At 70.1% G+C, this 19,537-nt stretch carries 22 protein-coding genes; 16 read left to right on the top strand and 6 right to left on the bottom strand.

Annotated features, from left to right (window positions below; all coding sequences use genetic code 11):
• The first annotated feature begins 2 nt into the window (after positions 1 to 2).
• From TNCT6_RS28050 to serS, 10 genes are all read left to right on the top strand, one after another.
• Positions 3 to 491 (top strand): type II toxin-antitoxin system RatA family toxin, encoded by a 489-nt coding sequence (locus TNCT6_RS28050; protein ID WP_141363396.1) that lies wholly within the window; start codon positions 3 to 5, stop codon positions 489 to 491.
• Positions 492 to 565: 74 nt separating this feature from the next.
• Positions 566 to 1,120, top strand: a complete 555-nt coding sequence (locus TNCT6_RS28055) for a hypothetical protein (protein WP_141363398.1) — start codon at positions 566 to 568, stop codon at positions 1,118 to 1,120.
• Positions 1,117 to 1,746 carry a flavin reductase family protein gene (locus TNCT6_RS28060; RefSeq protein ID WP_141363400.1) on the top strand — a complete coding sequence of 210 codons (630 nt, stop codon included), beginning with the start codon at positions 1,117 to 1,119 and terminating at the stop codon, positions 1,744 to 1,746. Before TNCT6_RS28055 ends, TNCT6_RS28060 begins: the two co-directional genes overlap by 4 nt.
• Complete coding sequence (locus TNCT6_RS28065; protein WP_141363402.1) at positions 1,743 to 2,723, top strand: VlmB-like protein; 981 nt, start codon at positions 1,743 to 1,745, stop codon at positions 2,721 to 2,723. Before TNCT6_RS28060 ends, TNCT6_RS28065 begins: the two co-directional genes overlap by 4 nt.
• On the top strand, positions 2,720 to 3,757 hold the full coding sequence (locus tag TNCT6_RS28070; RefSeq protein WP_141363404.1) for a beta-ketoacyl-ACP synthase III: 1,038 nt from the start codon (positions 2,720 to 2,722) through the stop codon (positions 3,755 to 3,757). Before TNCT6_RS28065 ends, TNCT6_RS28070 begins: the two co-directional genes overlap by 4 nt.
• A 74-nt stretch (positions 3,758 to 3,831) precedes the next feature.
• Positions 3,832 to 4,062, top strand: coding sequence for an acyl carrier protein (locus TNCT6_RS28075; RefSeq protein WP_141363406.1), 231 nt, complete (start codon positions 3,832 to 3,834; stop codon positions 4,060 to 4,062).
• On the top strand, positions 4,062 to 5,279 hold the full coding sequence (locus tag TNCT6_RS28080) for a beta-ketoacyl synthase (RefSeq protein ID WP_141363408.1): 1,218 nt from the start codon (positions 4,062 to 4,064) through the stop codon (positions 5,277 to 5,279). The genes TNCT6_RS28075 and TNCT6_RS28080 overlap by 1 nt, the downstream gene beginning before the upstream one ends.
• Positions 5,280 to 5,518: 239 nt before the next feature.
• Entirely contained in the window at positions 5,519 to 6,745 is a 1,227-nt protein-coding gene (locus tag TNCT6_RS28085; RefSeq protein WP_141366849.1) for an IS110 family transposase, read from the top strand.
• 160 nt (positions 6,746 to 6,905) lie between these two features.
• On the top strand, positions 6,906 to 8,399 hold the full coding sequence (locus TNCT6_RS28090; protein WP_141363410.1) for an APC family permease: 1,494 nt from the start codon (positions 6,906 to 6,908) through the stop codon (positions 8,397 to 8,399).
• A 36-nt stretch (positions 8,400 to 8,435) separates the two neighbouring features.
• Positions 8,436 to 9,743: a serine--tRNA ligase gene (serS, locus tag TNCT6_RS28095; RefSeq protein ID WP_141363412.1), complete on the top strand. Its 1,308-nt coding sequence runs from the start codon at positions 8,436 to 8,438 to the stop codon at positions 9,741 to 9,743.
• An 89-nt stretch (positions 9,744 to 9,832) separates the two neighbouring features.
• On the opposite strand, the gene TNCT6_RS28100 is transcribed toward serS, so the two are convergent.
• Complete coding sequence (locus TNCT6_RS28100; protein WP_253266239.1) at positions 9,833 to 10,609, bottom strand: AfsR/SARP family transcriptional regulator; 777 nt, start codon at positions 10,607 to 10,609, stop codon at positions 9,833 to 9,835.
• A 341-nt stretch (positions 10,610 to 10,950) separates the two neighbouring features.
• On the opposite strand from TNCT6_RS28100, the gene TNCT6_RS28105 reads away from it, so the two are divergent.
• From TNCT6_RS28105 to TNCT6_RS28115, 3 genes are all read left to right on the top strand, one after another.
• The gene (locus TNCT6_RS28105; RefSeq protein ID WP_172633055.1) at positions 10,951 to 11,439 is read left to right on the top strand and encodes a GNAT family N-acetyltransferase; all 489 of its coding nucleotides are present in this window, start codon (positions 10,951 to 10,953) and stop codon (positions 11,437 to 11,439) included.
• A 1,579-nt stretch (positions 11,440 to 13,018) separates the two neighbouring features.
• Complete coding sequence (locus TNCT6_RS28110) at positions 13,019 to 14,227, top strand: PP2C family protein-serine/threonine phosphatase (RefSeq protein ID WP_172633246.1); 1,209 nt, start codon at positions 13,019 to 13,021, stop codon at positions 14,225 to 14,227.
• An 88-nt stretch (positions 14,228 to 14,315) separates the two neighbouring features.
• Entirely contained in the window at positions 14,316 to 14,564 is a 249-nt protein-coding gene (locus tag TNCT6_RS28115) for a hypothetical protein (RefSeq protein ID WP_253266240.1), read from the top strand.
• A 210-nt stretch (positions 14,565 to 14,774) separates the two neighbouring features.
• Here the strand turns inward: TNCT6_RS28115 and TNCT6_RS28120 are convergent, their stop codons facing one another.
• Positions 14,775 to 15,323 (bottom strand): DUF5994 family protein, encoded by a 549-nt coding sequence (locus TNCT6_RS28120; protein WP_141363421.1) that lies wholly within the window; start codon positions 15,321 to 15,323, stop codon positions 14,775 to 14,777.
• 282 nt (positions 15,324 to 15,605) lie between these two features.
• On the opposite strand from TNCT6_RS28120, the gene TNCT6_RS41730 reads away from it, so the two are divergent.
• Together TNCT6_RS41730 and TNCT6_RS28130 are read left to right on the top strand one after the other, a co-directional pair.
• Positions 15,606 to 16,076 carry a transposase family protein gene (locus tag TNCT6_RS41730; protein ID WP_301184429.1) on the top strand — a complete coding sequence of 157 codons (471 nt, stop codon included), beginning with the start codon at positions 15,606 to 15,608 and terminating at the stop codon, positions 16,074 to 16,076.
• Positions 16,077 to 16,208: 132 nt separating this feature from the next.
• On the top strand, positions 16,209 to 16,769 hold the full coding sequence (locus tag TNCT6_RS28130) for a DUF5994 family protein (protein ID WP_301184404.1): 561 nt from the start codon (positions 16,209 to 16,211) through the stop codon (positions 16,767 to 16,769).
• Here TNCT6_RS28130 and TNCT6_RS41735 read toward each other — a convergent pair.
• The 3 genes from TNCT6_RS41735 to TNCT6_RS28140 form a co-directional block, all read right to left on the bottom strand.
• Positions 16,766 to 16,891, bottom strand: coding sequence for a hypothetical protein (locus TNCT6_RS41735; RefSeq protein ID WP_301184405.1), 126 nt, complete (start codon positions 16,889 to 16,891; stop codon positions 16,766 to 16,768). The two genes, TNCT6_RS28130 and TNCT6_RS41735, sit on opposite strands and share 4 nt — an antisense overlap.
• A gap of 514 nt (positions 16,892 to 17,405) precedes the next feature.
• Positions 17,406 to 17,609, bottom strand: a complete 204-nt coding sequence (locus TNCT6_RS28135; protein ID WP_141363427.1) for a hypothetical protein — start codon at positions 17,607 to 17,609, stop codon at positions 17,406 to 17,408.
• 623 nt (positions 17,610 to 18,232) lie between these two features.
• The gene (locus TNCT6_RS28140) at positions 18,233 to 18,388 is read right to left on the bottom strand and encodes a zinc carboxypeptidase (RefSeq protein WP_141363429.1); all 156 of its coding nucleotides are present in this window, start codon (positions 18,386 to 18,388) and stop codon (positions 18,233 to 18,235) included.
• A gap of 130 nt (positions 18,389 to 18,518) precedes the next feature.
• On the opposite strand from TNCT6_RS28140, the gene TNCT6_RS28145 reads away from it, so the two are divergent.
• The gene (locus TNCT6_RS28145) at positions 18,519 to 18,818 is read left to right on the top strand and encodes a hypothetical protein (RefSeq protein WP_141363431.1); all 300 of its coding nucleotides are present in this window, start codon (positions 18,519 to 18,521) and stop codon (positions 18,816 to 18,818) included.
• A gap of 74 nt (positions 18,819 to 18,892) precedes the next feature.
• Here the strand turns inward: TNCT6_RS28145 and TNCT6_RS28150 are convergent, their stop codons facing one another.
• Positions 18,893 to 19,408: an ATP-binding protein gene (locus TNCT6_RS28150; protein ID WP_141363433.1), complete on the bottom strand. Its 516-nt coding sequence runs from the start codon at positions 19,406 to 19,408 to the stop codon at positions 18,893 to 18,895.
• Positions 19,409 to 19,537: the final 129 nt, after the last annotated feature.

Raw genomic sequence — 19,537 nt, forward strand, 5'->3', positions numbered from 1 at the left:
CCATGCGACACGTCGAACTCCACGCCCTGGTGCGCCTCGCCTTCGCCGAGGAGGTCTTCGCGACCGTCCCGCGCTGGGAGCGCTACCCGGAACTGGCCCCGCACGTACGGTCCACGAAGGTGCACGCGACGCTGCCGGAGCCGGTCGGCAGCTCCAGCTGGGAACTGCACTTCCGCAGCGGGCTGCTGCGCTGGACGGAGGAGGAGACCTTCTTCCCCGACCGGCTGGAGATCCGGTTCGAGCAGACCGACGGCGACTTCGACAGCTTCGAAGGCGTGTGGGCGCTGCATCAGCAGGGCCCGGACGTCTCCGTCGTCTTCAAGGCCGACTTCGACTTCGGCATCCCGAGCCTCGCCAGCATCCTCGACCCGATCGCCGAGCGCGTCATCCGGGAGACCGTCGCCTGGGCCGTCACCGGTTTCTTCCCCGGCACCACCATCCTCGACTCGGACATCGACCTCGACGCGGCAGCCGCCTCGAGCGCGGGCTGACCACCGGCCGGCGGCGGGCGGACGGCCCGCCTCCGGCACCGCACACCTCCCCGGACTCACACAGGAGTTCAACCGTGGACCAAGCCAATCCCTTCGAGACGCCGAAGACCTTCTCGCTCCACCGCGCCGAGTACCTGGTCGGCCTGGCGGTGACGACCGGTCTGATCATCTGGCACTTCGCCGACATCCGCTGGCTGCCCGCCATCGGGCTGTTTCTCTACATCGACCTGATCGGCTACATCCCCGGAGCCATCGCCTTCCGGCGCTCCGGCGGTGCCCCCATCCACAAGGGCTACTACGTCGCCTACAACGTCATGCACAGCCTGATCACCCAAGGCGCCGTCGCCGCGCTGTGGTGCTGGTTGGTCGAGCCGGAGTGGGCGCTGCTCGTGCTGCCCTTCCATCTGTTCGGCGACCGTGGTCTGTTCGGCAACTTCATGAAGCCCTTCGCGCTGCCCTTCGAGCCGGTCCGCCAGCCCGGATACCTGCGGCTGCTGGACGACCTGGGGTTGAAGCACCCCAAGCCGGTCGGTCACGCGAGCGACCCGGTCCCCGTGGGGCACATTGCCGGCTCCGCCGCCCGCACGCTCGGCGAGACCGTACCGACCGGCCGGGGGGCGACCCGATGAGGAACGTGACACTGCGCAAGCGCTGGAGCGCCCACGACCGGGCCATGCGCCGGCTGGCCACGCCCGTGTCGGTGCTCACCGTCGAACACGAAGGCCGCCGCCACGGCACCACTGTCAGCACGGTGACCCGGATCTCCCGCCGCCCGCAGGTACTGGGCGTGTGCCTGAAGCCCGACTCGGTGCTGGCCAAGCTCGCCACCGCCGAGGGCCGGTTCGCGGTCAACGTACTGAGCGGTGAGCAGGGCCGGCTGGCCCGCCACTTCGCCGGGAGCGCCCGGCCCGACGGCGCCGCCCAGTTCCGGGGCATCGACTGGCATCCGGCCGCCTACTCCCGGGCGCCGCTCTTCCACGCGGCGCTGGCGCACTACGACTGCCGGGTGGTGGGCCGCTTCCAGGTCGGTGACCACGAGGTGCTGCTCGGTGCGGTCGTCCACGCCGACACCGCCGAGGGAGACCCGCTGATCAGCTGTTCCGGGGAGATCTTCGCCGGGACGCTGATCCCGGTCGCGGAGAACGAGGAGGGCGCCCCGCTCGGCGCGGACCCGGCACCGATCGACGTCGGACTGTCTCTCGCGCCGCCCGGCCTGCCACTCACCACGTCCGTCGAGGAGAACGTGCCCTCATGAATGTGTTCACCGCCAAAGAGGCCGACTGGGACACCGCCCCCGGCCTGCTCGACGGGGCCAAGGAGTTGACCCTCGGCCCGGACCGCTGCAACCTCGCGTACTGGTTCACCGAGGTCGCGCAGGGCACCCTGCGGGACCGCGGCGCCACCGGGCACCACGAGAAGGCCGGCGTGCCGGAGTTCCTGCGCAGGCCGGGGCCGTTGCGTGAGGCGCTGGTCCTGGAGTTCGGCTTCCGCAGCCTGTCGGAGGAGATCGCCACCCGCCTGCTGGGCCACTACGTCTCGCACGCCCCCGGCATCCCGGAGATGGAGTTCTACGCCACCCAGCTGATGGACGAGGCCCGGCACGCACGGGTGTTCCGCAACCACCTGGTGGAACTGGGCCTGCCCGAGCGGACGCTGCTGGCCGACATCGAGGAGATGGCCGCCGAGTACCGGCGCGAAGTGCTCCAGCCGGTGGAGGACTTCACCTTGGAGATCATCCGCGACCAGGGTGATTTCCACGGCGGGGTGGCCGTCTTCGCCATCGTCATCGAGGGCGTGCTCGCCCCGGCCGCCGAGCTGAGCGAGCGCAAGTGGACCCCGCTGTCGGAGGCCACCCAGGAGATCTCCCGTGGCACCGCGATCGACGAGATCCGGCATCTGACCGTGGCCAGCACCATCCTGCGCGACCATGTCCGCGACCACCCCGAGTACACGCCGCGGCTGCTGGAGATCCTCGCGGCCGGCACCGAGCTGTGGGATCGGGTGCCGGACCGGCCCTACGTCATCCACCGCGAGGAGCTGTTCCAACAGGGCATGTTGGAACAGGCCGAACTGATCGGCGACTACGAGGTCTGGCCGGGCGTACGGCTGCTCGACACCACTCCCGAGCAGCGCTACGACATGGCGGAGCAGTGGACCGACGAGATGGCCGCGAGCCGGATGGCGTACATGGGCCTGCCCGCGGACGCGATGGGACGGAGTGAGCGTCCGTGACGGCGCCGACGTTCCCCGTCGGCCCATCCTTCGGCGCCCCCGCCGGGCGGGCGGCCGTGATCACCGGGGTCGGCGGCTACGTACCGCCGACGGTGGTCACCAACGACGATCTGGTGGCCCGGCTGGACACCTCCGACGAATGGATCCGCACCCGGACCGGCATCGCCTCACGGCATGTCGTCACCCCGGGCACCGCCACCTCCGACCTCGCCGTCGAGGCCGGTCGGCGGGCCCTGAAATCGGCGCAGGACTCGCAGGTCGACGCCGTGGTGCTGGCCACCACCACACCCGATCACCCCTGCCCGGCGACCGCCCCGGCAGTGGCCGCCCGACTGGGGCTGGGCGGGGTGCCGGCCTTCGACGTGGCGGCGGTGTGCACCGGCTTCCTGTACGCCCTGGCCGCCGGCGCCGGATTCATCGCCTGCGGCCTGGCCAACCGGGTGCTGGTCGTCGCCGCGGACGCGTTCACCACGATCATCGACCCGAACGACCGCAGCACGGCGGTGATCTTCGCCGACGGCGCCGGCGCCGTAGTGCTACGGGCCGGCACGGCGGACGAGCCGGGCGCCCTCGGCTCGGTGGTGCTTGGCAGTGACGGCGAGCTGAGCGACCTCATCGCCGTGCCGGCCGGCGGCTCGCGCCAACGCTCCTCCGGTGTCCGTCCCCAGCCGGGCGACGAGTTCTTCCAGATGGCGGGCCGGGCCACATACCGGCACGCGGTGGAGCGGATGACCGCGGCCTCGCTGCGCTCGCTCGCCGACACCGGCTGGCGGCCGGAGGACGTCGACCGGTTCGCCGCGCACCAGGCGAACGCCCGCATCCTCGGCGCGGTCGCCGAACGGCTCGGCATCGGGCGGGAGCGACAGCTTTCCAACATCGAGCACGTCGGCAACACCGGCGGTGCCTCGATCCCGCTGCTCCTGGACCAGAGTGCCGCCGACGGCAGCCTGACGGCCGGCGACCGGCTGCTGCTGACCGCCTTCGGCGGCGGCCTGGCGTGGGGCGCGGCAACCCTCACCTGGCCCGAGCTGTGAGCCGGGCCGGGGCCGAGCCCCTTCCCTGCCCACCGGCACATCCCACGCACTGTCACACGGGAGGCGAGCACGTCATGTTCGAGAAGCTGAAGGAAATCCTGGTCAACAAGCTCAAAGTCACGCCCGAGCAGATCACCCCGGAGGCCACCCGGGAGGACATCGAGCTGGACTCGCTCGCCGTCGTCGAGCTGTCGCTCGTCCTGGAGACCGAGCTGGGGGTGTCCGTCTCCGACGACGAGCTGCTGGAGGCGGAGACCGTCGGGGACATGGTGGCGCTCATCGAGCAGCGGAGCGCACGGGTGTGATGGCCGACACCGCCATCGCCGTCACCGGTCTCGGCCTGGTCACCCCGGCCGGGATCGGCACTGCCGCGAGCTGGGCGGGCGTGCGCGCCGGACGCCCGGCCGCGGCGCTCGACCCCGCCCTCGACGGCAACCCGGTACGCATCTCGTGCCGGGTGCCGGACTGGGACCCGGACGCCCTGCTCGGCGCCCGCCGGGCCCACCGGCTCGACCGTTTCAGCCAGTTCGCGCTGGTCGCGGCGCGCGAGGCGATCACCGACGCCGGCCTGGACCCGGCCACCTGGGACGGCGCCCGGGTCGGCGTGGTGCTCGGCTGCGCCGACGGCGGACCAGGCACCGTGGAGGACCAGCACCGGGTGCTGGTGGAGCTCTCACCGGACCGGGTCTCCCCGCTGCTGCTGCCGATGCAGCTGCCGAACATGCTGGCCGGCCAGACGGCCATGGAGTTCGGTGCCACCGGCCCCAACCTGGTGGTGGCCACGGCCTGCGCGTCCGGGACCACGGCCATCGGTGTTGCCCGCGATCTGCTGCTCCTCGACCGGTGCGACGTGGTGCTCACCGGCGGCAGCGAGGCCATGATCACGCCTTTGGTGATGGCCGGCTTCGCCCGCATGGGCACGCTGTCGCGGCGCACCGACGACCCGGCCGCCGCCTCCCGCCCGTTCGACGCGGACCGCGACGGCTTCGTGGCCGGGGAGGGCGCCGGGGTGCTGGTCCTGGAGCGGTCTGCCGACGCCCGCGCCCGCGGCGCCCGGGTCCGCGCCGGGGTGGCGGGATACGGCGCCTCCGCCGACGCCCACCACGTCACCTCTCCGCATCCGGACGGGATCGGACTGGAGTCGGCGATGCGCGCCGCGCTCGCCGACGCCGGCTGCCTGCCTTCCGACGTCGGGCACGTCAACGCGCACGGCACCGCCACCCGGCTCAACGACCTCGCCGAGGCCCGGGTGGTGCACCGCGTGCTCGGCGACCCGCTGGTGACCTCCACCAAGGGCGTCACCGGCCATCTGCTCGGCGCGGCCGGGGCGGTCGAGGCCGCGTTCACCGTGCTCAGTCTGGAGGAGCAGGTGGTGCCGCCGACCGCCAACCTCGATGTCCCCGATCCCGCCTGCGAGGTCAAGGTGGCCGCCACGGCCACCGGGACCCGCTTCGACCTCGCGCTGAGCAGCTCGATGGGATTCGGCGGGCAGAACGCCGTGCTGGCCTTCGCGGCCGCCTGATGGGAGGTGCGGTGCCGGGGAATGCTCGGTTCCGTAGCCGCCAGAAGGTGAGCACTTTGGCCGCCGGGAGTACCGACTTCTCGGGTCAGACCGTGCCCCTGCTGGTGGCCGGGAGGCCAGACCGCTGATGGGGTGGCGTGCCCGCCCCGCGGGGCGTGAGCACTGGATCCATTAGGCCGCGTGCCGCGCCTTCCGCAGGTTACGCCGCAGTACAAGGGAACGCACTTGGGGAGGGCTTGTTGCTGCTGATCGGTGATGACTGGGCCGAAGGCCACCATGACGTTGAGGTCCAAGACGAGAGCGGCCGGAAGCTGGCCGTCGCGAATCTGCCAGAAGGTGTTGCGGGCATCGCCAGTCTCCACGAACTCCTTGCCCGCCACGGCGGCGAGGCCCTGGACCCTGGCGAGGTGGTTGTCGGCATCGGGACCGACCGGGGCTCGTGGGTTCAGGCTCTGATCTCCTCTGGCTACCAGGTCTATGCGATCAACCCCCGGCAAGTCGCCCGGTTCAAGGAGCGGTACGCCTCCTCGGGCGCCAAGAGCGACAAGGGCGACGCACACGCGCTGGCCGATATGGTCCGCATCGACCGCGACCGCCTGCGACCGGTGGCCGGGGACAGCGATGCCGCCCAGGCCGTGAAGGTCGTCGCCCGTGCTCACCAGACCCTGATCCGGGAACGCACCCGCACCTTCCAGCGGCTGCGCAGCACGCTGCGCGAGTACTTCCCCGCCGCCCTAGCCGCCTACGCGGACCTCACCCTGACCAGCACCGACGCTCTGGAACTTCTGATCAAAGCCCCCACCCCGGCCACCGGGGCGAAACTGACCCGCACCCAGATCACCGTCGTGCTGGCCCGCCACCGCCGACGCAACCGCGACGCGAAAGCGGCCACCATCCAGACCGCACTACGCGAGCAGCAGCTCGCGCTGGCCGAGCAGGTCACTGCCGCCTACGCGGCAACCGCCACCGCGCACGCCCGGCTGATCATTGCGCTCAACGAGCAGATCACCGAGCTGGAAGAACAGGTGAAGGCCCATTTTCTGAAGCACCCGGACGCTGAGATCTACCTCTCGATGCCCGGTATCGCGGAGATCACCGGTGCCCGGGTGGTCGCCGAATTCGGAGACGACCCCGACCGATACGCCTCTGCGAAAGCCCGCAAAAACTACGCCGGCACCAGCCCCGTCACCCGGGCCTCCGGCAAGAGTCACACCGTCCAGGCCCGCTACGTCCGCAACAACCGCCTGGCCGACGCACTCCAGACCCAAGCCTTCTGCGCACTACGAGCCTCGCCCGGAGCCCGCCGCTACTACGACAAACAACGAGCACGCGAACTCGGCTACAACCCCGCCCTCCGCCAGCTCGGCAACCGACTCGTCGGCATCCTCCACGGCTGCCTCAAAACCCGAACCACCTACGACGAAGCAACCGCGTGGTCACACCACGCCCACCCTCAGCCCGCTTGACACCCAAACGAGATGGGGTGTCTGACCCGGCCCGGCCGGCCCACGCCGGAAAGGCCGCCGCCCGGCTGGACGGTCGGCGGCCCCTCCCTGTCCCACTCCCCGCGCCCGGGCTCCCCGCCCGCGCGCCACCGACGGCGACCCCGGATCCCAGGAGCACACCATGACCGCCGGAAGCCCATCCTCGTCCGCCTCCACCAGACCCCTGACCACCAGCCATATCGTCTTCCTGATCGTCGCTGCGGCGGCACCGCTGTCCGCGATGGTCGGCACCGTCCCGCTGGCGTTCGCGATCGGCACCGCCGAAGGCGTCCCCGCCGCGTTCCTGTTCGCCGGCGTCACCCTGGTGTGCTTCTCCGTCGGGTACACGATCAGTGCCCGCCGCACCGGCGGCTCCGGCGGCTTCTACGCCTCCATCGCCGACGGCCTCGGCCGGCCCGCGGCGGTCGGCAGCGGCTGGACGGCGGTGGTCTCCTACAACTGCGCGACCATCGGCCTGGTCGGCGCGTTGGGCTACTTCACCAGCCTGGTGCTGTCCGACCACGGGGTGCACCTGGCGTGGGAGTGGTGCTGCGCGATAGGTCTGGCGCTCGTCGCCGTCCTGGGGTACCGGGACATCGCCATCAGCGCCAGGGTGCTGGCGGTGCTGATGATCTCCGAGATCGGCATCCTGGCCGCCCTGGACGTGGCGGTACTGGCCCGGCACGGTGTGCACGCCCTGCCGGGCAGCTCGTTCTCCTGGCACGCTGCCACCGGCCCCGGCCTCGGCGTCTCGCTGATGTTCGCCTTCGTCTCGTTCATCGGCTTCGAGTCGGCAGCCCTGTACGGCAAGGAGGCGCGGAACCCCCGCCGCAGCGTGCCGCGGGCGACCTGCGTCGCCGCGGTGCTGATCTCCGGCTTCTACGCGCTCACCAGCTGGGCGGCGGTCGGGGCGATCGGCCCGGGCCAGGTGCGGGAGACCGCCGGGAAGCAGCTCGGCGACCTCTTCTTCAACCTGGGCGACGACTACCTCGGCGCCGCCGGAAGCAGCGTACTGCAGATCATGCTCTGCTCCAGCCTGTTCGCCGCGACCCTGGCGCTGCACAGTGCCGCCAACCGGTATGCGCAGGTGATGGCCGACGACGGCCTGCTGCCCGCGTTCCTGGGCAGGGTGCACCCAAGGTTCGGCTCGCCGCACCTGGCCGGTGTCGCGCAGGTGGCGATGTGCGCCGTCGCCGCGGTCGCGTTCGCGGCCGGCGGTCTGGACCCGTACGCGAACATGACGACCAGCATGCTCGGCCTGGGCACCGTCGGGATCGTCGCCCTGCAGGCGCTGTCGGCGCTGTCCGCGGTGGCCCTGCGCCGCAAGGGCACTCGGCTGGGCTGGTGGCGGGGCACGGTGGTGCCGCTGCTGGGCCTCGCCGGCCTGACCGCCACCCTCTGGCTGGTGGTCGGCAACTTCGATGTGCTGACCGGGGCGACCGGTGGCGTCGTCACGCGGCTGCCGTGGGTGATCGTGCTGGTGGCCGTGCTGGGCGTGCTGTGGGCGCTGCGGCTGCGGGCCGTCGCCCCCGAGCGCTACCGGGCGCTGGCCACCGCGTATGTCGCCCCCGACGCGGACCGGACGGACATCGCCGCGCCGGCCCATGCTCCCGCCACTGTCTCCGAACCGACTTGACACCGGCCCCTGTTCACGTGATCCGGAGGGAACGACGTGCACGATGTACGCGAGCTGATCGAGAACGGTCCGGAGGCGGTGCGCCGGCTGGCCCGCCGCGGTTACCCGCTCGACCTCGACGCGCTGCGGGCGGCACACCGGCGACGCCTGACCGCGCTGGAGGCGGTGAACGGACTGCGAGCCGAGCTGAAAAAGGCGTCTCGCTGCCCGCACCGGGCCGGCGGGCCACAAGCCGCGGACGCGGCGGACCCGGCGGGCGAGGATCCGCGTGAGCGCAACCGGCGCCTGCGCGAGCGGGTGCAGGCCGCCGAGGCCGAGGCTCGGGAGGCCGGCCGGGAGTCGGAGCGGCTGCTGCTGACGGTGCCGAACCTGCCGTCGGACGACCTGCCCGACGGCTTCAGCCAGAAGGAGGCCGTGGAGGTGCGGCGGGTCGGCCCGCGACGCGGCTCGGGCCCCGGCCTCGGGCGGCACCACGCCGACCTCGGCGAGCGGCTGGGTGTACTGGACTCAGCGGCGGCGGGGAAGCTGTCCGGGGCGCGGTTCAGCGTCAGCCGCGGTCCCGGCGCCCTGCTGGAACGGGCCCTGTGCTCCCTGCTGCTCGACCTGCACACCCAGGAGCACGGATACACCGAGTACGCGGTGCCCCACCTGGTCAGCCGGGAGACCATGACCGGCACGGGGCAGCTGCCGAAGTTCGAGGAGGATCTGTTCGCCACATCGGTGGGCGGCCGGGAGATGTTTCTGATCCCCACCGCCGAAGTGCCGTTGACCAACCTGGTGGCGCGGGAGGTGCTCGACGAGCGTCGGCTGCCGCTGGCCATGACCGCCCGCACCCCGTGCTACCGGGCCGAGGCGGGGTCCTACGGCCGTGACACCCGTGGCATCCTGCGGCTGCACCAGTTCGAGAAGGTGGAGCTGGTCCGGGTCTGCCGGGACGAGGACGCGGCGGAGCAGCTGGAGCTGATGCTCAGTCATGTCGAAGTGTGCCTGAAACGACTGGAGTTGTCCTACCGGGTGGTGTTGCTGCCGGCCGGCGACATCGGGTTCTCCGCGCGGAAGACGTACGACGTCGAGGTGTGGCTGCCCGGCAGCGACAGCTACCGCGAGATCTCCTCGGTGTCGGACTGCGGCACCTTCCAGGGCCGCCGGGCCGCCATCCGCTACCGGACGGGCGGTGCCCGGAAGACCGCGGCGACGCTCAACGGTTCCGGCCTGCCGATCGGGCGGACCGTCGCCGCGCTGCTGGAGCAGGGGCAGCAGGCGGACGGCTCGGTGGTGCTGCCGGAGGCCCTGGCCGCGTACACCGGCTTCTGCCGGCTGCTGCCCGGGGGCGGCGCCGAGTAGCCCCCGCGTGGGCCCTCGCCCGACGCGCCACCAGCGCGGGCCTGCCGGGCACTTCCGGGCAGGCCCGCGCCCTCGTCGTCCGAGGCCGGTCAGGCGCTCTGGCGCAGCAGAGCAGTGGAGCCGTGCAGGCCCGGGTCCTGGTTGAGCATCTGCTGGAAGAGCTGGCGCAGTTTCGGCGACGGCTCCATGCCCAGCTCGTCGACCAGCCGCAGCCGGGCCGCGTTGTAGACACCGATCGCCTCGGCCTGGCGCCCGCTCTGGTAGAGCGCCACCATGAGCAGCTCGGTGATCCGCTCTCGCCACGGGTGGGCGATGCTCATCCGCTTCAGCTCTCCGACCACCCTCATCGGCTCTCCTGCGCGGATGCGCAGCCAGAAGGCGTCCTCCCGCGCTGACAGGTGCTCCTCCTCCCACTCCGTGGCCGCGCTCTGGCACAGCGGTCCGGCGGCGGCGTCACCCAGCGGAGCCCCTCGCCACAACCCGAGCGCCCGGTCCAGCAGCTCCAGGGCGGCGGGCAGCTCCTCGGTCTCCATCGCCTGGTGGGATTGGCGTATGTATCCGCGGAACTGGTTGAGGTCGATGTCCTCCGGTGCCACGTCCAGGCTGTATCCGGAGCCCCGGGCGCGCAGCACGTCCGCCGCCGGGTCGCCCGCCAGCTGAACCAGTGTGCGTCGCAGTCGCGACACATGTGCCTGGAGCGCGTTCTCGACGGTGGCTGGGGGTTCCTCGCCCCACAGCTCGCTGTACAACGTCGAGACGTGCACCACCGCGGGAGCCTGGATGAGCAGGCTCGCCAGCAGACAACGCTGCCGGAGCCCCGGAACGGCGTGGAACGCGCCACCGATGCCGACTGCCAGCGTGCCCAAGATCCGGAACTGCAAGAGAACCCTCCCGTGTGGTCGCAGCCTGCGGCTTCACGCCGCCCGTTCCGTGTCTTCCCGGAAGCGGTGGCAGTCTGAAGGGGCGACCTAGAGTCCGGCTCGACACGGGATACGGGCAGCTCCTGCCGCGCACGGGGTGGCCACTGTCTACATTCCGGAGAACGGTCGGCTCGCCCCTCGGACCACCCTTGTCGCCGGTGAGTACGGCCATCTGCTCGATCGGGGCCTGGGCGAGTGGTTCCCGGGCGCGGTGCAGGAACGCCTGCCCGGGCCCGAGCAGCCGACCCGCCGTATGAAAGCACTCCCCGGTGCGAAATACTCTCCCGATGAGGTCGCGCACTTCCCCGATCAGTCAGCCGATCACGATACGGAGGGCCGTCGCGCGGGATGCCAAACGGCTCACGCGGCTCGTGCGTGGCTCAGGCGCCTACGAGGGTAAGTACGCAGCCGCAGTCGCGGGCTACCGGGTCGGTCCTGATTACATCGAGGCCCACCGCGCCTTCGTGGCCGTCGGCGCCGACGAGCATGGAGGCCGGGTCCTCGGGTTCTACTCGCTCGTCCTGGCTCCACCGGAGCTCGACCTGCTGTTCGTCGTCGACGAAGCGCAAGGACGGGGTATTGGACGACTGCTCGTCGCGCACATGCAGTCCGAGGCCCGTGCCGCCGGGCTCGACCGTGTCAAGGTCGTGTCGCATCTTCCCGCCGAGGACTTCTACCACCGCGTCGGTGCAGTGCGGATCGGGACCGCGTTCGCGAACCCGCCCGCCGTGCCGTGGGACCGTCCCGAATTCGAGTTTCGCATTCCTTCGGAATGACGCGGTGTGCCGGTTCGCAGGGCACCGGCTTCGCCTGCAGGGTGGCCGGCATGCAGGAGCCGCTGGACGCCGCGCGCTCCGTGTGTGCCGTCGTCTCTGCCCTGGCGTGGGGATCGCCTGCGCCGGCGGCCTCTCCCGGCGACTGCCTCACCTCCGGCACTCCCAGGGCCATCGAAATCGCGCACATCTCGGCTCGCTCCACACACGATCGAGGTCGGCCGCTGTAAAGACGTAGTTTCACACCACCCTGATCTGCAAGACGAAGTGGCCACAGTCCACCGTCAGCGCTCCCTGAGCATGCGCGCGACCACGTAGAGTGACTCCACGGGCGCTGCGGTCTCCGCCGCCGGCGTCCCCCCAAGGTCATCGCCCTTCCCCGGCCATCCCCGTTCTCCGGAGCACGAGTGGTCGGTCCACCGTCCCCGTCAGGCCCGCATACGCTCACGGTCACTTCCTCGCCGCTCGCTGGTGCTCAGGGTGCCGTCCCGGGTGCGCGAGGGGCCCGGGCCAAGCCCGGTGCCGGGCAGATGCCAAGGCCCCACAGTGGCCTTGAACGGTATTCCCTCGGCCAAGCGCCCGATCCCTCTCACTGGCTGCTTGCTCGATCTGGTCGATGAGACGGTGCTGTGACGCCGTCGGCGAACGTGGTCGCCTCGGTCGTGCCCGGTGGTCTTGTCGCGGGTGACGGTGGGGTACAGGTGGGCGAGGTCCTGCACCCCGTCGCCTGGCGTGACCGTGACGCTCGTTTGACGCTCCAGAGACCGTCCCCAAGGTGGGACGCCCCCCCCGTTGAACTGCGGGTTTTCGCGCCTCCAGCCTTTGGGACGTGTTCCCGATGACGCATCACGTGGAGTGCGTCGCGATCCTTGAACCGGTCGCGAAGGGCTCCTGACCTGCGGTTTTGCCCGTGCGCATTATGTGCGGTGTGGGCGTTACGGGCGATATCTTGACGCTGAAATGACGCTCGTGACGCTCATTTGGCGCTCGTTCTGAGGGGGTGTCAGGAGGCTCTGGAGGCAGGTCAGGGCTCGTTCTGCGGAGACTGAGGACAGTGCAGCGTACGGCAGCAGCGCGCGGGTGCCATCCTGGTCGGTTGTCCCGGAATGGACCAGCGAGCCCATAATGACCTGCCGAGATGTGCGGTCGCGATCGCGCTGCTCTGGCCAGCATGGATGATCTTTCGGGTGTTTCACGCTCGTGCCCGTTGAGGGTGGCGGAAGTTCCAGAGGAGCCCCAGGAGACTCCTGCGTCAGGCGAGCGTTCTTTCCTCTCTGTGCCGGTGCCGGTCCGTGTGGTCATCCCGTGGTCGCACAGTTGGCCGTACACGGAGAAGGCTGCCGGAGCGGTGGGGCGAGCCGCGTGGCTACACCAGCGACGAGCTGGTGGGGTCCCATCTTCGTCTACGAGGCAGCTGAAGCGCCGATTCTGCGGTGCTGCGCGCGGTCTGTCCCAAGCCCCAAGGCCGAGGCCGCGCCTGGTGAGCGGCCCCTTGGAGAGGCCCGCCCAGCGGGCGAAACCGGTTCCGCTGTGGTGAAAGGGAGCGGCTGTGGCGGACGGTGGGCGGCGGCCTGACAAGGCCATGGTGGACCGGTCGGAAGGGTTCGGTGAGCGGCTGCTGGGGGTGCTGCTGGATCGGGCGCACGAGATGCCGCCGCAGCTGATCGCCCCGCTGATCGCGGAAGAGGTGGCCAGGGTCGGTGGCCGCGACGTCTCGATCCTCCTGCAGGACTACGGCCAGCGGGTGCTGGTGCCGCTGCCGGGTAGGCGGCTGTTCGTCGGGGAGCCCGAGCCGATCGGTGACTCCCACGCCGGCACGGCCTTCCTGTATGCGACCCCTGTGGAGGTACCGCAGGCCGACGGCGTCCGGATGTACCTGCCGTTGCTGGACGGCAGCGACCAGGTGGGAGTGATGGCCCTCACCCTGGACACCGTCGATGACGACGACCGGCGGCTGCTGCGCAGACTCGCCGGCCTGGCCGCCGACATGCTGGTCACCAAACACAGCTACACCGACCAGTTCTTCCAGACCCGGCGCCGCGAACCGATGAGCGTGGCCGCGGAGATCCAGTGGTCCCTGCTGCCGCCAGTGGCCATGTCCACCCCGCAGGTCGCGGTGGCCGGAATCCTCGAACCCGCCTACAGCGTCGCCGGAGACAGCTTCGACTACGCCCTCAACGACGACATCCTGCACGTGGCCACGATCGACGCGATGGGCCACGGTCTGGACGCCGCCACCATGGCAACCGTCGCCATCGGCGCCTACCGCCACGCCAGACGCGCCGACATCGGGCTGTCCGAGATCTACGCGTTCATGGACCGGGCCATCGCCGAGCAGTTCGGGCCCGAGCACTTCGTCACCGCGCAGATGATGCGCCTGAACGTCGCAACCGGCCACCTGCAACGGGTCAACGCCGGCCACCCGGCACCGCTGCTGATCCGCAACCACCAGGTCGTCCGGCAACTGGAGAGTGCGACCACCTTGCCGGTCGGCTTCGGCGGTGACGAGCCCCAGCTCAGCGAGCAGACACTCCAGGTCGGCGACCGGGTGCTGTGCTTCACCGACGGCCTGATCGAGGAGCACGAAGCCGGCGGGAAGCAGTTCGGCGTGGAACAACTCATCGCCTGGGTCAACCGCATCGAGCACGCCGAGAAGGGAGTGCGGGCGGTGGTGCGCTCTCTCTCCCACGCCCTGATGGAGGAACGGGGCGGGATCACCAGCGACGACGCGACCCTCTTCCTGATCGAGTGGCGTGGGAGCGCCGCCGACCACCTTGCCACCCTGGAATGAGCCGATACCGCCCGACTGCTGGTGCGGCCGTTGGCGGGGAGATCTGGCATGTCACGCGAGAAAACCGCGAGGGATCTATCGTCAAGGTATGAGCGTGTTCATCAAGCTGGTGGAGAACCGGCCCCCCAAGGAATACGCGGAGCTGGCGGCTGCAGATATCTCCTACGACGACATCACCGAAGGTGAGTCGCCCGCCACGTACGAGTACGACCTGCTTCCGAGCGGCGCATTGCGGATCCTCAGGGTGACCAAAGGCGAAGCCGCTGTCGTCGAATCGATCTACGCTCCCGGACTCTGGTTCCGTGTCCAGGGGCAGTGGCACGGTAGTGCGGAATAGCAAGCACTCTGCCGGCGGCCGGGCGCGGCCGGCCGCTGAGCCCGGTCGTCGGTGCTTGAGGTCCGAGCAGAATGTGCTCATGCTTCGCGTCTGCCTACGGAATCACGTCGGAAAATACCTGCAGGTGTACCGTGGATTGTGGGTTGCGCACTCTCACGTGTTGCGCCTGAAAGGACGGCCCCGGCGGTTTCACCGGGGCCGTTTCGAGGATCACGCTGAGCGTGCTGGCGCGGTCACACGGGCGCCATGGCCGCCCTCGGAGTCCCAGACCGCTTCTCGGGCCTGGTCGGCTTCTGTCACCATCCGTTGGAATTCGGCCCTCTCCAGCAGATCACTCGCTGTGTGGCTGCGCAGCGGACCGGTAGCCGCGGTCATCAGCCAGGCGGCGATGGCCGGATCCGTCTGCGGCGGAATCACCAGCAGGTCCCAGCGGCCGACGGTGTAGGAGAGCAGCAACAGCTTGTGGGGGTCTTGCTCGGCCTTGAACCAGCCGACGCTCACCACGTGCCCGTCAACGGGCACCTTCCGTGGGATGACCGGCCAAAGGGTCGGGTTCACCGTGACATGGGTGATGCGCCCCCAAAGGGGATCCAGCACCGCTGTCAACGCAGGAAGTTCCGCCGCCAGGTCGCGGGAGCGGGGCCACCACGCACCGTCCAGAAGAGCACCAGGGGTGTCCGTTGAGGCGAGCGCGAGACGCAGCGGCAGCGAAAAGGTCCGCTCCTCGACCGCCGACGTATACAGAATGGTCGCGGTCATGACGCGGACCCGTCCCCGGGCCGGTGTACACCGGCCCGGTGTTGTGAATCACCGAGAACGACAGGAGCTTAGAAACTCTTATGCGAAATGCCCTCGGTAATTTCAGGGTACTCCCGGACACAGCCCGCCGGGCGGTTTCAGGGTGACGGATATCAGGGCATTTTGACGGGTCTTCGAACTTGAGCGGTGCACTCGGCTGGCGGCGCTGACCTGTCGTCACGATGGTGACGGTCGTGGTGGTGTCGGCATCCGAATGCAGAGCGCCCGTGGTCATACCTGATCATTTCTGTTCTCGACGCAGAACGATCACGCAGGAGCAACGGGCTTGGTCAACGATACGACGTTGCTGCTCGACCTCGACGGGGTGTCCGTCGCACGTGTCGAGCGGCCCGAGGGCGGCAGACGCCGGGTCCATCGGTCACGGCGGACGAGTCGGCGCGGGCTTGTCCGGCCTGCGGGGTATTCGCCTCCCGGGTGAAGGGCTCGGCGGTGACCCGGCCCCGCGATCTTCCCTACGGGGACAGCGGCCTGGAGTTCTTGTGGCACAAGCGCCGCTGGTTCTGCCGGGAGCCGCGGTGTCCCCGGCGGTCGTTCACCGAGCAGATCGCCCAGATACCGGCCGGCGCGTACGTGATGCATCTCCAGCGCACGACCATGATCAATCCCGGCGCTGCTTCCTGTACCTCAACTACGCACACCCGGAGCCAGCAGGGGGAGATCGTCGGGCGGGCTCTGCGGGAGCGAACCACCTGAGCGCGGGCCCCGCCCCGCCACCGGTTGCGCGGAGTACAATTGTAGTCACCAGGACGTTTCACCGCTGGCAGCCGAGTCGGCGTCGCCCTAGACCAAACCGGTTCCGTCGAGAACCGAGACGGGCGGCACGCCATGTTGCCGAACCGCAGCACTGCATTCGTATGGGGGTGCTCCCCCAACCTCTTCCCGCGGCCGACGGCGCCCGCGGCAGTTCGGCTGACCCTGGAGCCTACGCTGGCCCGCGCGGGGATGTTCGATGGCGCGTGGTGGCCGCATTCCCGCGATGTCCGCGCCGAGCTGCCCGGCCTCATCACCGCACTGAGCGCGCACCTCGGCGCGATCCTGCGCGTCGGGCTGGACCAGGACGCCTGGGACGACATCCCACGCAGCCTCACGATCGGCGGCCGCGTCGTTCACATCGGCTGGTTCACCGCCAGCGATGACACGATGAGCGTGACCCGCGGGCTTAGCGACCACTTCATGCTTCTTGTGGTTCCGCCGTGGGCCACCGCGCCGGCCGCGGCGGCGGCCATGGCGATGGCCGCGCGGACCGGCAACCGCATGCCGGCTGCGACGATCCTCGCCGCTACCGGCACCACCCCCGAAATCCCCGACGCGGTGCCCCTGCTGGCGGTCGACGCGGAGGGCCAGCGGATCCAGGAGGCCGAGGGCTGCGCCGCAGGCCCTGTTTAGCCCGCACCGGTCAGCCCGTCGGTGCGGAGCACCGCCGAGTTCGACCCACCCCGCCTGGCCTCGGACCGCCAGTCGCCCGTCATCTGCACGACCCGGCTGACTTCACCGAGATGGACCTTCATCCCCTCCACTCCACAGCCCGTGAAGCTCTTGGCAGGTGCACGATGGATCTCGCCGAACGGATGCCAGTAGTGATCGCCGTGTGGTCGCCACCCTGGCCGCCACCCTGGCCGCCACCCTGGCCGCCACCTTTGCCTCAGCCACCGCCGTGGCCTCAACCGCTACCGCGGGGGGAGAGATGGGCGAGGTTACCTCTCTGACACCAGCCACCAAGGAACCCACGCGTAGTTGATGGCAGCCTATGGCGCGGACCGCGGCGCCAGCGGTGCGTAGTTCTGCGACAGGGCAGCGTTGGAGGCGGCTGTGGCAGTGATGGCTCGACGCCCGAATGCCGGATGTGCGGCAGCCCCCTTGCGCCGCTGCACCGCTACCAGAAATCACCCGATCGAGGTGGCTCTCAATCTCATTGCCGATGACGGACTTGCGTCGTGTCCATCCCCAGCACGGATGGGGCAACGTGGCTCTCGACCTCAGTGCCGGAGTGGCTCCCATTCGTCCTGCCGAAACAGCGAGGTTCTACCCGGCGCCCGCGTCGGGATTGCTCCGGTAAGCAGCGGTCACCAGGGCGTGGATGCCGAGCCGGTCGATGATGACTGGCGGGTACGGGTTGTCCGTGCGTTCCGGCAGGAGCGCGGCGACGGGCGCGAGCACTGCTGCCGTGTCCTCCAGGTACCGGGCGGCGTCCTCGGCAGGGAACCGGTGAGGTTGCCTCGTCCACATCGGCGTCTCGGTCGCGAAGGCCAGGGCGGCGCCGCGGTCGCGTGCGGTGGTGCACGCTGCTGGTGCCGAACTTCCGCCGGCCGCTGCCGGGAGCGGGGAGCATTTGCTCGATGGGTTTGAAAGGCGTGGACGCCGGGGTCAGGCCACTCCAGGCCGATCGCGTCCGACGGCTCGACCTTCACCGGCAGTACGTGCCGAGCGGAAGCTCGCTCCAGGATCGGCACGAGCGCCGGACACGGCTCGACGGCCAGGCAGAACGTTCCGGCCGCTTCGCTGTTGTGGAGGCTGACCAGACAGTCCGGAGCGGCACGGTCGACGGCATCGGCCACTGCCTGTCCCTCGGGCAGCACCCCGTCGAAGCCCGCGCGGGACAGAGTCCACTCAGACTGGTCGGCTTGCGCCTGGCGGAAGAACCCGCGATGGAACGACTCCAGAGTCGGCATGCCGGCCGTCCATCACGCCTCGTTGGGGCGCGCGCCATCGGGATCGATGCACGGCAGGATGTACCAGGAGCAGCGCCTGGCCTCCGGGCTGCTCACCACGTACCGCGCGTGCGCCAGAACCGTCGCCAGGGCGACCGGCTCGTTGCAGTGCGTTCCCCGACGACCTGCGTGGTCGGACCGTCACCGGACGATCAGCATGGTCAGGTCCTCGCCGCGCTGCGACTGCCCGATCGTGACCAGTTCGCAGATGTCCGTGCGCTCGCGGGCGGCGACCTCGGCGTTCAGCTCGTCGACGGTGGGCGGACGGTCGCCGAGGTAGGCATGCTCAGGGCTCACGGGATCTCTCCAAGGGGTAGTGGTGGGCCCTGTTCGGGGGCATCATCGCCATGTTCATCGCGGCCGTCGTACGCGGAGCCGTACGCGCGGCCCGGGTCTCGATTCGGCAGGACCTGGTGTCGCTGCGAACATGCAGCAGCTCGCCGGCCCGCTGGCGCAGATGACGACCACTGCCTACGCCTTCGCGGCGCCTCTTCTCAAAGAGCGGGAGTCCTGGGTCGGCTGGCTATGGTGGCGTACCCGGATAGGACCGGACGGGAAGGCCGAGCGGGACATGGGCTGGGCCCTGACGTACCGGCGGGCGCGGAAAGCTGCGGGGGCACCTCTCGACTGGCGGCTGTCCAGCGGTTGCGAGGTCGTTGTTGTCCCCGGGGACGCCCGGCTCTCAGCCGTGGAGAATCCGGACGGCGCCCCCTCACACGAGCATTGAAGCCTATGACCAGCCGGAGCGCGCCGGAGTGCGGCGAGGCAAGGGCAAGGTCCTGGCATCCAGGTGGGCGTACGTCACTGGGCCATGGAGCGGATGATCTCTGTGTTGCCGTTGTACGTCACCGCGTCTTCGTCGTCGGCGGGCGGTTCGAACCGAGCGAAGAAATCATCCAGGGCCTGGGGCGACACAGTCAGGGCATTGGCGTCCTGGCGTTCGTTGCGTGCATCGAGGCGTCGCAGAAGTTCCTCCTTCGTCGCTGGCAGGTAGACCAGTAGCGGATGTCCGCCGGCTGCCCGGACCGTCTTCTTCCACTCGTCGCGATCGGAACGACGCCACAGGCCGTGGTCGAGGACGACGGAGTGGCCAGCACGCAGGTGCTTCGTGAGCTGCGTGCGTACGGTTTCCATGTCGGGGGCCTCGCGCTCGAAGTAGGTGTGTTCGGGGTAGTCGACGCCGTACCGTCCGTGAAGGCGATGAACCTCCTCGTCCACGCTGAGGCGGACGAGGCCGCGGTCGGCGAGGGCCTGGGCAAGGTGGGTCTTGCCGGAGCCGGTGATCCCGATGAGCAGGACGGCGGTCGGCTCACTCACGATGTAGTGCTCCCTCGCGGTACTCGTGCTGGTGGGGCAATGGTGGCGTACCCGCTGTTCTAGTGGGGGGCTTGTCGCAGGGCGGCGGGGTGTCAGTGGGCGTGGATGCTGCGGGCCTCGTGCGCCCAG

Origin of the sequence: Streptomyces sp. 6-11-2 (genome assembly GCF_006540305.1) — a bacterium.
Classification (GTDB): domain Bacteria; phylum Actinomycetota; class Actinomycetes; order Streptomycetales; family Streptomycetaceae; genus Streptomyces.

Excerpts from the sequence above, each read along its gene's own strand:
- TNCT6_RS28130 (WP_301184404.1), top strand. The coding sequence starts at position 16,209 with ATGTTGCCGAACCGCAGCACTGCATTCGTATGGGGGTGCTCCCCCAAC.
- TNCT6_RS28120 (WP_141363421.1), bottom strand. The coding sequence starts at position 15,323 with ATGACCGCGACCATTCTGTATACGTCGGCGGTCGAGGAGCGGACCTTT.
- TNCT6_RS28110 (WP_172633246.1), top strand. The coding sequence starts at position 13,019 with ATGGTGGACCGGTCGGAAGGGTTCGGTGAGCGGCTGCTGGGGGTGCTG.
- TNCT6_RS28115 (WP_253266240.1), top strand. The coding sequence starts at position 14,316 with ATGAGCGTGTTCATCAAGCTGGTGGAGAACCGGCCCCCCAAGGAATAC.
- TNCT6_RS28050 (WP_141363396.1), top strand. The coding sequence starts at position 3 with ATGCGACACGTCGAACTCCACGCCCTGGTGCGCCTCGCCTTCGCCGAG.
- TNCT6_RS28145 (WP_141363431.1), top strand. The coding sequence starts at position 18,519 with ATGCAGCAGCTCGCCGGCCCGCTGGCGCAGATGACGACCACTGCCTAC.
- TNCT6_RS28075 (WP_141363406.1), top strand. The coding sequence starts at position 3,832 with ATGTTCGAGAAGCTGAAGGAAATCCTGGTCAACAAGCTCAAAGTCACG.
- TNCT6_RS28135 (WP_141363427.1), bottom strand. The coding sequence starts at position 17,609 with ATGTGGACGAGGCAACCTCACCGGTTCCCTGCCGAGGACGCCGCCCGG.
- TNCT6_RS41735 (WP_301184405.1), bottom strand. The coding sequence starts at position 16,891 with ATGAAGGTCCATCTCGGTGAAGTCAGCCGGGTCGTGCAGATGACGGGC.
- TNCT6_RS28090 (WP_141363410.1), top strand. The coding sequence starts at position 6,906 with ATGACCGCCGGAAGCCCATCCTCGTCCGCCTCCACCAGACCCCTGACC.
- TNCT6_RS28105 (WP_172633055.1), top strand. The coding sequence starts at position 10,951 with ATGAGGTCGCGCACTTCCCCGATCAGTCAGCCGATCACGATACGGAGG.
- TNCT6_RS28060 (WP_141363400.1), top strand. The coding sequence starts at position 1,117 with ATGAGGAACGTGACACTGCGCAAGCGCTGGAGCGCCCACGACCGGGCC.
- TNCT6_RS28065 (WP_141363402.1), top strand. The coding sequence starts at position 1,743 with ATGAATGTGTTCACCGCCAAAGAGGCCGACTGGGACACCGCCCCCGGC.
- TNCT6_RS28080 (WP_141363408.1), top strand. The coding sequence starts at position 4,062 with ATGGCCGACACCGCCATCGCCGTCACCGGTCTCGGCCTGGTCACCCCG.